The following is a 393-nucleotide window of genomic DNA, read 5'->3' as shown; positions in this document are numbered from 1 at the left end:
GCGCGGTTCTGGCTCAGCTTGAGCTTGAGCTCCCAGCGCGTCACGCGGATCCGGAAGCCGACGATGGCGCCCAGCATCCTGTGCTGGAACTCTTCGGGCAGGCCGCGCCACTGCTCGGCATAGTCCGGCTCGAAGCGGCCGATCAGGCGCTTGAGCAGGGCGTCCTTGTCGGCCTCGCCGTCGATCAGCTCGACCTCACCATAGGCATGCAGGGCCGCGTAGTTCCAGGTCGGCACGTTCTTGACCGATTCGTAGTGCCGGGGGCTGACATAGGCGCTCGGGCCGCTGAAGACGGCCAGCACCCGGCCCTGCTGCGACAGCCAGCCCCAGTGCGGATTGGCACGCGCCATATGCCCCTCCAGCAGCAGCCCGTCACCCGAACTCAGCGCCACC

Annotated in this window: 1 protein-coding gene; it reads right to left on the bottom strand. The window is 67.9% G+C overall.

The window, feature by feature from the left end:
- Positions 1 to 350: FMN-binding negative transcriptional regulator (locus ETB99_RS14760; RefSeq protein WP_216366214.1), on the bottom strand; the 350-nt coding region annotated here is incomplete at its 3' end.
- Positions 351 to 393: the final 43 nt, after the last annotated feature.

Source organism: Anoxybacillus sp. CHMUD (genome assembly GCF_013096965.1).
Taxonomy (GTDB): Bacteria; Bacillota; Bacilli; order Bacillales; family Anoxybacillaceae; genus Anoxybacillus; species Anoxybacillus kestanbolensis_A.
Note: the sequence above shows the minus strand (reverse complement) of the source record. Positions and strands in the feature narration are given on the sequence as shown.